Raw genomic sequence first — 13,035 nt, forward strand, 5'->3', positions numbered from 1 at the left:
GTCGTCGTGGGGCGCAGGCCCCCGGCGCGACCGAACTGGTTGCCGAGTTGGAGGAGCTGGGGGCGAAGGTCACCCTGAAAGCCTGCGACATCGCCGACCGGGCTGCCCTGGCAGGAGTGCTGGCCGGACACACGTTGACAGCGGTGATCCACACCGCAGGCATCCTGGACGACGGGCTGCTCGTGTCGATGACACCGGAACGACTCGCAGCCGTGCTACGACCCAAGGTCGACGCGGTGATCAACCTCCACGAACTGACAGCGGGACACGACCTGTCGGAATTCGTGATGTTCTCCTCCGCCTCGGCTGTTCTGGGTGCTGCGGGGCAGGGAAACTACGCCGCCGCGAACGCCTTCCTCGACGGACTCGCCCAACACCGGAAAACACACGGCCTGCCCGCCACCGCCGTGGCCTGGGGCTTCTGGGAACAGCGCAGCGGCATGACCGGGCATCTGGGTGTTACCGATATGCGGCGGATCAACGCATCCGGGTTGGCCCTGTTGAGCAGCGAGGAGGGGCTGGGTCTGTTCGACCTGGCCCGGTTCGCCGAACCCGCCTACGTGCTGGCGGCCCGGTTGGATATCGCCGCGTTGCGGCGGGCCGATGACATTCCGCCGTTGTTGAGCGGTCTGGTGCCTGCCTCCGCGCCGGTGCGGAACACAGCGGCCACCACCGAGACAGGTGGATTGGCCCGCAGACTCGTCTCGATGACCGACGAACAACGCACCACGTTCCTGACCGACCTCGTCCGAACCCACGCCGCCGCCGTCCTAGGCCTGTCCGGAACCAGTGGAGTAGACGCGAACCAGGCATTCAAAGAAGCCGGATTCGACTCACTCACCGCCGTCGAACTCCGCAACCGGCTCACCACGGCGACGGGCGTCCGGCTGCCAGCCACCCTGGTATTCGACCACCCCACACCGACCGTGCTGGCCGGACACCTTCGGGCGCAGCTCGCACCGCAGGAGGCGCACGAGGGCGGTGGCGCGGATCGGCTGCTTGCCCAGCTCGAACAGATGCAGGCCGACATGTTCAAGGTGTCGCACGACAAGGCGCTCAACCGGGAGATCTCCACGCGCCTCCAGACCATGCTCTCCGCCCTGAACGCCGATGTCGGCGCCACGGTGACCGACGGCATGACCGACAAGGTGATGACGGCCGACGCGGAAAACCTCCTGAGGTTCATCGACAACGAGATCGACCTGAGCTGATGAGGACTGCCCCGTGACCATTTCGTGCGCGACTCGCATCCCCCATTGACCAGATGAAGGAATGATGGACTTGAACGAGGACAAGGCACGTCGGGTGCTGGTGGTCGGCCTGGGGATCAGCGGGATCGCCACCGCGTTGCGGTTGCACGGCATCGGGTGGACGCCGGTCATCGTGGAGAAGGCGCCTGCGCGGCGTGACGGGGGCTACTTCATCGGGCTGTTCGGCGCGGGTCGGATCTCCGCCGAGCGGCTGGGTGTCCTGGACGGGGTGCACGACCGCACGCCGCCGGGCGCACACTTCGACATCGACCGGGCCGGCAACCGGCGGTCCGGGCTGGGCTTCAAGGACCTGCCCGGTGTGCCGTGGCTGATGTTGCGTGGCGATGTCGAGCGAGCGGCCTTCGACAAGCTGCCGCCCGAGATCGAGATCCGCTACTCCACCGTGCCCACCAAGATCGAGCAGGACGCCGACGGTGTCGACGTCACGCTGACCGGGGTCACGGACGACACCTCGGCCATCGAGCGGTTCGACCTGGTCGTCGGCGCGGACGGGCTTCGTTCCACGGTGCGGGCGCTGGCGTTCGGGCCACACGAGAAGTACCTGCACCGGATGAACTACATGATCGCCGCCTTCGAGTTCCCCGGCACGCCGGGTGATCTGGACAAGGGGGACGGGGCGACGCTGCTGGAACGCGGCCGGTCGATGTGGATCCTCCCGTTCTCCGACCACAACCCGACCGTGTTGCTGTCCTACCGCACCGACGACGTGGACGCCGAGTTCGCCGAGTCGCCCGCCGAGCGGATCCGCGCGACGTTCGGCCCCGAGCCGCTGGGTCACACGCTCGGTGACGCGGTGGCGGCCGTGGAGTCCGCCGACGAACTGATCTTCGACTCGATCGAGCAGGTGCACCTGGACAGCTGGCACCGCGGTCGAGTGGTCCTGGTCGGCGACGCGGCGTGGTGCCCGACGCTGTACTCCGGGATGGGCGCCTCCGCCGGGTTGTGCGGCGCGGAGCTGCTGGGCACGATGATCGCCACCTACCCCGACGACCTGCCCCGCGCGTTCACCGAATGGGAGCGCAAGCTGCGCCCGTACATGAACCTGTACCAGAAGATCGGGGTGCAGCAGCGGACGTTCTTCACCCCGCACACCCGCTTCCACACCGCACTGCGCAGGGTGATCTTGTTCCTGAACAGCAGGCGCGTGGTAGGAGCCCCGTTGCGCTGGTGGACCGTGAACAACAAGGCGGCTCGGATGAAGGAGGCCGACATCACCCGAGTGTGATGGACCCCGGCCCGCGTCCCCGTCGCCGAGCTCGATCGTCGCCGGGGTCTCCCCTGTGCGTTGGAGGCAGTCGCCCGCGTCTTGCAGCTGGACGGCGCCGAACGTGCCCACCTGCTGTGCCTGGCACAGGAGGCCAACGGCAGCGGGCGCACTGTTGGGCGAAACAGCGCGCGATCCAGCCTGCAATGGTCGCTCGACGCGTCACCGCCCGGCGAACTTCTACGTCGGTCCCCTGCGGTCTGCCTGGCGGCTTACGACCGGTTTTTCTGAGGGAAACCTTGGGCGGATCGGCTTGACGGGCCCGATATCTCCCGCTCAAACGCCACCACCCGCTCACGATCAGAAACCGTCTCCGCACCTGACCCCGACACCTCACGATCACCCGACGGACGCGGATCAGAACGACGCACCGATACCGCAACGCCTCCGGATGCACACCCAACTGACCCGCCACCCGAGTGATCGCCCCATGCCCAGGCCCCCACTCCGCCTCCACATCACGCCATCGCCACAGCACGCTCCCGCAACTCCGGTGAATACTTCTTCGACGAACTCGTACCGCTCAATCCTTCCTAAAACTCACGGCCTTCAACACACTCAGAACGATCCAGGCGTTGAGATCGCGTTGGAGTCCGCCCCGCATAGGGGTGAGCTGCTCAGCCTCGCCTGATGATCCGTCCACGGCAGACTGTGATGTCGGGGTACCGGTGTCCGAGGGGAGACGAGATGACGATCGAGTTGATTGCAGCACGGTTCGTCGAGCGATTGGAGAGCCTCCGTTCCGATGAGGAACTGCATAAAATCCAGCGCTATTTCAGAACCGGCGTCGGTGAGTACGGGTAGCACTTGTCCTCGTGTTGCTCCTCGGTGCACCGTCCCCGACGCACGCCGCCTCCCCGACCCACTCAGGCCAACGCGACCCCCACGATTACGCGGACGCGGTGCGCGAGCTGGTGTTCGTGGACACCGAGATCGACTCCTACGGAGATGGCCGTGGCGATCGGGTCGCCGCCTATGTGATCCGGCCGAGGGCCACCCATCACCGAGGCCGAGAAGATCGGGGCATTCTGGCAGCTCCCGATCAAAGGTAACCGCCCCGCCACTGAGGCTCCGACGATCAGGACCTCGGCGAGACTGCCGCTCGCTGCTTGGTCAGCCGGATCGCGGCGGCCGGGCAGACGGCGGCGGCTTCCTGCACGGCCCCGTACAGGTCGGTAGGCGGTTCGGCGTCGAGCAGGATCACGACCCCGTCTTCATCGCGCTGGTCGAAGACGTCCGGTGCGGCCATGACGCAGGATCCCGCTCCGCAGCATTTGTCTTCGTCCACGGTGATTTTCATCAGCTGTCTACCTCCAAATACGGGCGCCGAGTCGGCGCCCGTCGGTCGATGTCGGGGGTGTGAGTTCAGGTAGTGGTGACCGGGGCCGTCCACATGCGACGATCGCGTCGATCAGGGTGTCTTCCCATGTCGACCTGGGGGTGGTGGTGTTCTCGGCCAAGGCGCGTTCTCGCTCGGCGAAGGTGTAGGACATGAGGTTGCGGGCCATGGCGCTGCGTTCCAAGTGGACGGATCTCGGGAGCGAGGGCAGGCAGCGGTTCAGTCCGTCAAGAACCTGCTGAAGGGGCACGGTGGTAAGCGAATCGTGAATGGCGATCCGGCGAAGCCCCGGGTCGGCCATCACCTGAGCACCGAAACGCGCGTACCAACTCGGGTGCCCAGGGCCGCCAGATACTGCGTCGGGCCGGATCAGGCAGGCGACCCAGTCGTGGACCTCGGTGCTCTGGCTCAGCTCGGCCACCATCCGAATCCGCACGTGTTCGACGCGCTCGGCGTGTCGACGCATGATCATGCGGACTAGTTCTTCTTTGCCGCCGAAGTGGTAGCCGACGGCGAAGTTGTTGCCCTGTCCGGCGGCTTCGCCGATCTGCCTGTTCGATACCGCGTACACCCCGTGTTCGGCGAACAGCCGTTCAGCCGCTTCCAGGATTGCCTCGCGGGTCCCGCCCGATCTGTCGGCTCAGCCGGTGCCGGACCGCTCCGTTCGCTCCGCCATGGTCACCACCGCACAGGCAACTCGTTCAGTCCGCCGACCACCAAACCGTCGACGCGTTCGAGTTCTTCTGCGGGCACCGCGAGTTCCAGTGTCGGCAGCCGCCGCAACAGCACCTCGAGCACGGCTTGCAGTTCGGTGCGGGCCAACGATTGGCCGATACAGGAGTTGGCACCGGCACCGAAGGCCAAGTGCGGGTTGGGGGTGCGGGCCAGGTCCATTTCGGCGGCGTTGTCGAAGGCGTTCTCGTCGCGGTTGGCCGCGCCGATGTTGCACACCAAGGTCGTCCGTTGCGGCACGGCGACCTCACCCACCTCGATGTCCTCGTTGATGAAGCGGGGCATGCCGATGCTGGGGTTCGCGTCCATGCGCAGGGCTTCTTCGACGGCGGTACGCACGAGGGTGCGATCGGCGAGGAGTCGTTCCCATCGGCTGCGGTCGGCCAGCAGCATCCCGACCATTTTGCCGATCATGTTGGAGGTCGTCTCGTGGCCGGCAAGCAACAGTCCCTGTGCTGTGGTCAGCAACACGACGTCGGTCATGATCTGACCTTCGGCATCGGCGGCCGCGATGAGTTCGCTGATCAGGTCTTCGCCGGGATTCTCGCGGGTAGCGGCGATATGGCCAGCCATGTACGCGTCGAATTCGGCCTGCGCCACGTCGATTTCCGCCTGGGTGAAGCGGGTCAGGCTCAACAGAGCGTTGGACCAGTAGGCGAACTTGTCCCGGTCGTTCTCCGACACGCCGAGCATGTCGCAGATGACCCACACCGGCAGCGGAAAACCGAGAGCGCTTCTCAAATCGGCGGTGGGACCGGCGGCCACCATGTCGTCGACGAGCTGTTCGGCCATCGCCTCGATGGCGGGTCGCAGCGCGGTAATCCGCTTGGCGGTGAACCATTTGCCGACCATCCGGCGCCACTGCTGATGGGTCTCGAGGGCCAAGGCCGTAACCAAAGTGGTGCTGAACACGCCGCCGGACTCGTTATCCGAGACCCGAGCCGCATCGGGACTGTCGAGAGCCCGGCGGAACCTCGGATCGGCCAAGACCTGCTTGACGTCGGCATAACGGGTCAGCAGCGAAGCTTCGTCCCCGCTGGGCAGCCGGACTTTGGCGACCGGGCAGGTCTGGCGCAACCAAGTCCACTCGGGTGGCGGTTCCAACGCCGACGGGGCTGGGATCGGATAGTCGAGGATCGGGTCGGTGCGCTCGCGGCCTGCTGCTGGCTCGTCCATGTGGATCTCCATGTGGCCAGCTAAACAACTCGTGGATCTTCGCACAACCGGCCGCAGACCGGTCTTACTGACGAACCTGGCCTCGGCGGTGTTCGGATTCTCGATGTTCGCGATGTCGCTGGTGATGCCGCAGCTGCTGCAATTGCCGGTATCCACCGGTTACGGCCTGGCCAGTCGATGATGGTCGTCGGCCTGGTGCTCGCGCCCTCGGGGCTGGTGATGATGGCGATGGCGCCGGTTTCCGCCCGTATTTCACGGGCGGGCGGCCCCAAGGTCACGCTGATCGTCGGCGCTCTCGTGGTCGCCTCCGGGTACGGACTCAACCTGCTGTTGATGACCGAGCTGTGGCAGTTGGTCTTGGTCTCCAGCATCATCGGCGCAGGCATCGGCCTGGCTTACGGCGCAATGCCAGCGTTGATCATGGGCGCCGTTCCGGTGACCGAGACCGCCGCCGCCAACAGCTTCAACACACTGACGCGCTCGATCGGCACCTCGGTGTCCAGCGCCGTGGCCGCCTTGGTCCTGGCTCAGCTGACCATCACCGTCGCATCGACGGCCTTACCTTCACAGGATGGCTTCCGGGTGATCTTGGCGATCGGCGCCGGGGCAGGGCGCGTGCAAAGTTGACCTGTCCCGGTGTAGGTGGTTTCGGGGAGTAGGTGCAGGAGTCGTTCGGGCCTGCGGTTGGCGGCGCGGAGTGCGGGTTGGATGCGGGTAGCTCCGTTTTGGCGGTGCAGGGTGGTGGCGGCGTTGCGGCGGTCGGCGAGGTTCTGGGGTGCGTTGCCGGTGCGGGCGCGGTGGCGGTCTTCGTTGAAGGCGACGTCGCGCACCGGGTGGAGCCGTCCCTCTATGCCCCAATGTCCGCGGATGAGTTTCGCCAGGTCATCGGCGTCGGCGGCGTCCGGTGGCAGGTTGGTGAGGTAATGGACCGTTTCGACGCTTGCGGGTTTGCCTTTCGGGCGGCGCCAGCGGCGGATGCGGATGGCCTGCCGGGCACCCAGCAGTTCTGGTCGGAGATCGTTGTCCAGGACGAGGACTTTCAGGCTGCGGGTCTTGGCACGTCCGTGGCCGCGGCTGCGGCCGTGGGTGTCGGTGCGAACCTGGTTCCAGGGCAGGGTTTTCAACCGTTGGTACGTGGCGGGACGGTTACCTTCGATCGGGAGCTGCCAGAATGCCCCGATCTTCTCGGCCTCGGTGATGAAGGCGATGCTGGTGTGTTTGGCATCGGCGGTGATCACTGTTCCTGCCAAGGCTTTTCGTCCCATCCGTGTGATCGAGTCACGGGCGGCGGTGTTCTCGTCACCGGCGTCCACGGTGGTCTGGCCGAGGACTTCACCGCGGGAGTTCATCGCGGCCACGACCTGGGTTTGCGGCATGCCGGCCTGTCCGGTGGTCGCGGCCCGCATCGTCTTGCCATCGATGGCGAACGCGGCGGCAGGCTCGCTGTCGGTAAACATCCAGCCTGAGAATGCCTGGTCGAGTTCGTCATCATCGACTCTGCTCAGCACCCGGCCGAAGGTCCGGACAGACGGGGTGCCGGCCCAGGAACACACCCCGAGTTCGGTGAGTAGCCATACCGGCAGATCGGCGGCGTGTTCGGCGGCCTCGAGGAAGGTCTTGGCCCCGGCGGTCGCGGCCAGCAGCGCCAGGATCAGCGGTAACGGCAACGGATACCGCACCCCACGGGCATCACGGGGATCGGTGACCGCTTCCAGAGCCTGCCACCGGCCGTCGATACGGCCCCGCAAGGACTCCAGAGTGAGAGTGGGCTGGTTCAGTGCGGACGGGATCGGGGAAGATGCGGCCACGAGGGCGCGGCTTTCGGGTAGAACGTCACGGCTTCAGCAACCTGATGATCTCCCATCAAGGTCACGTCCTCGTCTTACGTCCCGCCTGGTCACCGACCCACCGCAACCCTCAGATCAACTCTGCACACGCCCTGCCCACCGCGCCCAGCTGTTCGGCGGCCCGGCGGGAGAACGGCGAGTGCAGCAGACGGTCCTGTCTGGAGCAGCGATTTCGTCGGCCCGGTCCCAGCCTCGCGCAGCCGGCTGCTGCCACAACCACCGCGCTACCTACGCGCCACCTCCAGATCACCGGCGAGCACAACGGGCTGGGCCTTTGGTTCACCTCCGACCTCGGACACGCACGCTAACCACACGCGGTGAGATCGCAGCTTCTACGACTCTCGCGTGTGGTTCGTATTTCAGGCGGAGTTGCAGGCTGTCGTAGAGCTCGTTCAGGCCCTCCGGCTTGCCGTCCGCCAGGGCTTTCCCTACGTCACCGAGCGAATCGATCATGGCGTAAACCTCCCCGTCTTTCAGCGTCCGTGCCTCGGGCGTGCCGTCCCGCTCTGCCTGTGCGGCTGTCCGCTCGGCCTGCGCCGTGTTGATCGCGACTACCAGCGTGGGCAGTGACGTGGGCTTGGTGCTCGGTCGAGGCCGCCAGGCGCAGGCTCGGCCGCTGCGGTAGCGGGGTGCGCAGGTCGCGCTGCTGGTGATGGGCGAACACGATCGTCCTCCTGATGAAGTCGGGGGTGGGGAACAAGCGCGGGAGGCCTCGCGAGGGGCCGCCTTCGCGGTGAGCGGTGTCAAGCGGCGCGGCGGGACCGACGCGGGTCGGTTCCGGTCGGCCGCGGCCTCCAGGGCGTGTTCGGCGCGCTGCTGGCTCCCGTTGCCCTTTCGCTGCTCACGGTCACGTTCACCGAACCGCTGGAGCGCGCCAAGGCGTTCGGCATCTTCGGCGCGGTCAGCGGTGCCGGCGCCGCGGTCGGCGCACTCGTCGGCGGGGTGCTGACCGAGTACGCCAGCTGGCGCTGGTGCCTCTTCTTCAACATCCCGGTCATCGTGATCGCGTTCGCTTTCGCGGTCCCGACCATGCGGGAGGCCGCGTGCAGGGCCGTCCGCAGTACGACGTTGTGGGGGCGCTGCTGGCACGGTCGGTCTGATCGCGCTGGTCTACGGATTCACCACCGCGGCGGACCAGGGCTGGGGATCGGGCCGGAGACTCGGCCTGATCGGTTTCGCACTGCTGCTGATCGCGTTCAAGTTCGTGGAGCGGCGGGTGCAGACGCCACTGCTGCCGTTGCGGATCGTGCTCGACCGCGACCGCGGGACCGCCTACTTCACGTCGGGCCTGCTCGGGGTCGGCACCATGGGCATGTTCCTGTTCATGATGTATTACGCGCAGCAGACGTTGGGCTACTCCGCGCTCGGGGCCGGGATCATTTTCCTGCCGTTCCCTATCTGCGTGGTGCTCACCTCGACCTACACGGCGCGGTTGCTGCCCCGGTCCGGTGCGCGGGCGTTGATGACCGTGGGCTCGGCGCTGGCCGCGGTGGCCGTGTTGGCATTGACCTTGCTGGAACCGGACTCGTCGTACTTCGGTCTGATCCTGCCGGTGCTGGTTGCGATGAGCGTGGGACTGGGCCTGGTTTACACGCCGATGAGCAACGTCGCGCTGACCGGCATCAACAACGCTGATGCGGGCGTCGCCAGCGCCATGGTGAACACCTCACAGCAGATCGGCGGCTCGCTGGGGGTCGCCCTGCTGAACACGATCTTCACCACGGCGGTCGCGTCCTATCTGGACTCGTCCGGCAGCACCCCGGAAACCCAAGTGGCCGCGACGATGCACGGCTACCACGTCGCGTTCGCGATCAGCGCGGTGCTGCTCGCGGTGAGCGGTGTGCTGGTCTTCGCGTTCGTGCGGGCGCTGCCGAAAGCAGCCCGCACCACCGCGGCGGCGTGAGAAGTCCGGGGTGGACCCCGTACCCCGCATGGGGACGGGGCCGCCCCGGATCCCCCCGGCCGAACACCTTCCCGCCCCTGGCTCATCCACGCCCCCACATCCCTTCGGATGGTCAGCCCGGATCCACCCCGATCACGTGGCATGAAGGGGTGCCTTCACATGGGGCTGCTCGATGTGAACCATCCGGCGGCGGCTTCGCAGCGGCGACTCGTCTCCGGGCCTGGAGTCGCGGATCGCCGCGCCTTGGGGTCTCTCGTATTCGGCGTCATCGTGTGTGCGAGGACAGCCACCGCCGAAGCCCCCAGCACGGGCGCCAGCAATGCCTCCACCCGGGCACGGATCACCTCGTCGCGCGACGTTGTGCCTCCGATCACGATCTCGACGCGGACGAGCGCCGTCACCCGCTCATGACTGCACTGGGCCGCGCTTGCAGCAGGGGTGGCCCCTCGCTGTGGAATGCTCATCGTGGCGGCTGCCCCTAATCGGGGTCATGGGCGCGTTACCGCTGAATCCAGCGGCTCCGTGAGTGGATTCCCGACAATGCGGCCCTCGTACCGCTGTCGCGATCTGTCGGGCGTGCCCGCGTGATGAGCTGCTGCCCGACCGGTTCCTCTCACCGATTCCTCTCTCCAGGTGTCTTCATGCCAGCCGACGCTCGGTTCGCCGTGCCTGCCGAAACCCGCACTTCCCGATACGTCCGCCGTGGGTGCGCCAGAGCGAGCAGGCTCCGCTGGACGACGGCGCTCCGCGGGCGAGGGCCGACCCATCTGCTTGCCCGGGTCAGGTCCGCCCCCCTCGACCCGGCTGCGCCGGCGCGGTGGGGTGTTCGATGCGGACGGCCAGTACGTGGAGTCGCTAAGACATCCAGTCCCGGTGGCCGGTCCCCGCGCTCGACATCGAGCCGGCGATGGCGCTGTCCACGCCCGACTTGGAAGCGGTGCACCGGAAAGAGCCGGTGAGCTGGCTGGCGATCTGGACCACCCTGTCCGAGGTGTTGGGCGACCTCGCAGACCTGGTGAGCACCTGAACCGCGGACAGCAGTCCCGCGACAGCGATGGCAGCGGACGGTTCGGCCGCGCTCCGAATAAAACTAGCGAGGAGAATAGATGCGTTCGGTCTTGATGCTCAGCACCGCGGTGGCCGTGCTGGGCGCTGCGGGGTTTGTGGGCCTGCTGTCGATGGCCCCATCCGATCCGCAGACGGCGTCGGCGGCGGCGTCGCAGGCCGCGGAAGCACCGCAGCTGGACCCCCGGTGGTACGGGGCGGCACCGTACGTGACACCGATGTACGGCAACCCGCCGGACCTGCCCCGAGTAATGCGCGAAACCGGGCAGAAGACCTTCCAACTGGCGTTCGTACTCGCTCCGACGAGCGGGGGCTGCCAGCCCACTTGGGACGGCACGACCCCGGTCTCCGCGGACGACGGAACGGCGGCCATCGTCGACGGCGTTCGCGCGGCGGGTGGTGACGTCTCAGTGTCCGTCGGCGGCTACGGCGGGACGAACCTCGGCCAGACCTGCGGCACGCCGGAGGCCACGGCCGCGGCCTACCAGCAGGTCATCGACGCGCACCAACTCCGCGCGATCGACTTCAACCTGGAAGAGCCGGAGATCCAGCAGCCCGACGCGATCAGGAACGAGCTTGCCGCGGCACAGATCCTGCAGCGGAACAATCCCGGCTTGTACGTCTCGGTGACCACCGTCGCGTCCACGACCGGCACGACACCCGCCGGGCAGAACCTGCTGGACACCGCCAAGGCGCTGAACTTCGTCCCGGACAACTACGCGACCATGCCGTTCAACGGGTTCCCGGACGTCGACAGCCAGATTGCCTCGCTCGAAGCGTTCCACGGCACCTTGATGAGCACGTTCGGCTGGGACAGCGCCACCGCGTACGCCCACGAAGGCGTCTCGTTGATGAACGGGCGCTCGGACGCGGGCGAGTACTACCGGCAGGAGGACATGCGGGCGGTGCTGGACTACGGGATCAGCCGCGGGTTCTCCCGGTACACGTTCTGGTCGCTCAACCGAGACCGCCAATGCGACCAGCCCGACAACGGCCAGACGTCGGGGACGTGCAGCAGCGTGCCGCAGCAGCCCTGGGACTTCACCAAGCTGACCGCTCAGTTCGCCACCGCTGCGCCGCCAGCACCGGCGCCACCGGTCGCCGGCGGCTGACGCGAGAGCAGGCGTGGTCGCGGGAACTCACCCGCGACCACGCGCTTTCGGAGTCCGCGTGCTCCGCTCTGCCGACGCGGCGCTCGCCGAGCGGCCCGGTACGGCATGGCCGCCACGTAGATCGCTTCACCCGACGACATCAACCACGCACTCCTGCGCCGAGAAGGCCGCCCCCTTGAATGCCCGCTCCGACTGCTGTTCCGACGGCATCTCCGACATCGGCGACCGAGTCCACGCTGTTGTGCAAGAGGTTGCCGGGGATGTCAGCGACCGCTCCACCGACTGCACTGAACGCGTCCCCGATCACTTCGAGTGCGTCCCCGATGCCGTCGAGAAGCCCACGTTCCTGCGGCGCTGCGGCCTGAGCCCCCACGACGATCTTCGCGCTCTGCTGCCCGGCCGCATCGAGCTGTTCCCGCGCCCGCCGCAACGCTTCCTGCGCTCGTGCCCGTAACGGCTCCCCCGGATCAACCGCTTCCGGTGCGGGAGTTGCCGAGGCGCGACGGTCCTCGAGCATGCGATGCAACGGCGAACCCATCACCACCCGCCGCTACGACCACCTCTGGCTCCGGATCGGGCGACACCTGCCCTGGGGAGCTCATCACCGCATTGATCACCCGCGAGTAGCCCGAAACCATCACCAGCACCGGTGGGCGCCCGAGCTGCCCAAAACCCAACGGAACGTCGGCCGGCGGGAACCACAAATCACATTGCGCCAGATCACCGGGCTGATACATCGTCCTCGACACCGGATCCGGCGGCGAAAACGACGGTCGCAACTCCCGTACCCGATCCTTGAGCACTGTCATGCCCCGCTGCCAGCCGATCCGTTCCGCGATCACCGGCGCCGGCATTGTCGGCCACTCCGCCAGCAACGCACGAATCTCCGGCTCCACCTGATCCACGGCGGAGCCCTTCGCAGGCCGCTGATATCGAGGCGGGCCCTCAGCCGCCAGCGCACGCCGCACCGTGTTCCGCCCGACCCCGAGCCGACGCGCGATCACCCTAATCGGCATCTCCTCACACCGATGCAGACGCCGGATCTCTGCCCAGTCCTCCACGCTGATCACTCCCTATGTGTCGGGGAGTGGGTCCATTTTCGCCCGTCCACACCGGATCAGGATTCACCCGTCGGCGACAGCTTCATCGGTAGATCCCACGGAACCGAGGAGCATCTTCGAGAAACGAGATAGCCATCGCCGTACTGCGGGGCGAGCTAGGGCCGTGCCCGGAATGGTTTGCCGGGTGTCGCTGGGTAGTGATGCGTGATCAAGGGTTCGATGGTGGGGACATCGTCGAGCTGTAGAGGCGCTGGCGGCTGAGCCG

At 67.0% G+C, this 13,035-nt stretch carries 9 protein-coding genes and 4 pseudogenes; 7 read left to right on the forward strand and 6 right to left on the reverse strand.

What is annotated here, in order from left to right; genetic code table 11:
- Together OOZ19_RS02560 and OOZ19_RS02565 are read left to right on the forward strand one after the other, a co-directional pair.
- Positions 1–1,211, forward strand: a 1,211-nt coding sequence (locus tag OOZ19_RS02560; protein ID WP_266087798.1) for a type I polyketide synthase, incomplete at its 5' end; no start/stop codon positions are given.
- Positions 1,212–1,275: 64 nt separating this feature from the next.
- Entirely contained in the window at positions 1,276–2,496 is a 1,221-nt protein-coding gene (locus tag OOZ19_RS02565) for an FAD-dependent monooxygenase (RefSeq protein ID WP_266088321.1), read from the forward strand.
- A 1,117-nt stretch (positions 2,497–3,613) separates the two neighbouring features.
- Here OOZ19_RS02565 and OOZ19_RS02570 read toward each other — a convergent pair.
- The 3 genes from OOZ19_RS02570 to OOZ19_RS02580 form a co-directional block, all read right to left on the reverse strand.
- Positions 3,614–3,835, reverse strand: a complete 222-nt coding sequence (locus OOZ19_RS02570) for a ferredoxin (RefSeq protein WP_266087800.1) — start codon at positions 3,833–3,835, stop codon at positions 3,614–3,616.
- Between the two features lie 7 nt (positions 3,836–3,842).
- Complete coding sequence (locus OOZ19_RS02575; RefSeq protein WP_323055088.1) at positions 3,843–4,445, reverse strand: TetR family transcriptional regulator; 603 nt, start codon at positions 4,443–4,445, stop codon at positions 3,843–3,845.
- Positions 4,446–4,552: 107 nt separating this feature from the next.
- Entirely contained in the window at positions 4,553–5,782 is a 1,230-nt protein-coding gene (locus OOZ19_RS02580; protein WP_266087802.1) for a cytochrome P450, read from the reverse strand.
- Positions 5,783–5,801: 19 nt separating this feature from the next.
- On the opposite strand from OOZ19_RS02580, the pseudogene OOZ19_RS02585 reads away from it, so the two are divergent.
- A pseudogene (locus OOZ19_RS02585) lies at positions 5,802–6,409 on the forward strand (MFS transporter); the annotation flags it as partial.
- On the opposite strand, the gene OOZ19_RS02590 reads toward OOZ19_RS02585, so the two are convergent.
- A complete protein-coding gene (locus tag OOZ19_RS02590) occupies positions 6,310–7,530 on the reverse strand; it encodes an ISAs1 family transposase (RefSeq protein WP_266087804.1) in 1,221 nt (406 codons plus the stop codon). The pseudogene OOZ19_RS02585 and the gene OOZ19_RS02590 overlap by 100 nt on opposite strands.
- Before the next feature lie 900 nt (positions 7,531–8,430).
- Here OOZ19_RS02590 and OOZ19_RS30070 point away from each other — a divergent pair.
- From OOZ19_RS30070 to OOZ19_RS02605, 4 genes and pseudogenes are all read left to right on the forward strand, one after another.
- Positions 8,431–8,556 (forward strand): annotated as a pseudogene (locus tag OOZ19_RS30070) (hypothetical protein); the annotation flags it as partial.
- Between the two features lie 166 nt (positions 8,557–8,722).
- Positions 8,723–9,532, forward strand: a pseudogene (locus tag OOZ19_RS02595) (MFS transporter); the annotation flags it as partial.
- Between the two features lie 1,106 nt (positions 9,533–10,638).
- Positions 10,639–11,709 carry a glycoside hydrolase family 18 protein gene (locus tag OOZ19_RS02600; protein ID WP_266087806.1) on the forward strand — a complete coding sequence of 357 codons (1,071 nt, stop codon included), beginning with the start codon at positions 10,639–10,641 and terminating at the stop codon, positions 11,707–11,709.
- A 58-nt stretch (positions 11,710–11,767) separates the two neighbouring features.
- The gene (locus OOZ19_RS02605; RefSeq protein ID WP_266087808.1) at positions 11,768–12,163 is read left to right on the forward strand and encodes a hypothetical protein; all 396 of its coding nucleotides are present in this window, start codon (positions 11,768–11,770) and stop codon (positions 12,161–12,163) included.
- 13 nt (positions 12,164–12,176) lie between these two features.
- Here the strand turns inward: OOZ19_RS02605 and OOZ19_RS02610 are convergent, their stop codons facing one another.
- Both OOZ19_RS02610 and OOZ19_RS29990 read right to left on the reverse strand, forming a co-directional pair.
- On the reverse strand, positions 12,177–12,614 hold the full coding sequence (locus OOZ19_RS02610; protein ID WP_266087809.1) for a hypothetical protein: 438 nt from the start codon (positions 12,612–12,614) through the stop codon (positions 12,177–12,179).
- A 54-nt stretch (positions 12,615–12,668) separates the two neighbouring features.
- A pseudogene (locus OOZ19_RS29990) lies at positions 12,669–12,779 on the reverse strand (helix-turn-helix domain-containing protein); the annotation flags it as partial.
- Positions 12,780–13,035: the final 256 nt, after the last annotated feature.

This window comes from Saccharopolyspora sp. NFXS83 (assembly GCF_026241095.1).
Taxonomy (GTDB): domain Bacteria; phylum Actinomycetota; class Actinomycetes; order Mycobacteriales; family Pseudonocardiaceae; genus Saccharopolyspora_C.

Coding starts and splice junctions, on each gene's coding strand:
- OOZ19_RS02570 (WP_266087800.1), bottom strand. CDS start 3,835: ATGAAAATCACCGTGGACGAAGACAAATGCTGCGGAGCGGGATCCTGC.
- OOZ19_RS02600 (WP_266087806.1), top strand. CDS start 10,639: ATGCGTTCGGTCTTGATGCTCAGCACCGCGGTGGCCGTGCTGGGCGCT.
- OOZ19_RS02565 (WP_266088321.1), top strand. CDS start 1,276: ATGGACTTGAACGAGGACAAGGCACGTCGGGTGCTGGTGGTCGGCCTG.
- OOZ19_RS02580 (WP_266087802.1), bottom strand. CDS start 5,782: ATGGACGAGCCAGCAGCAGGCCGCGAGCGCACCGACCCGATCCTCGAC.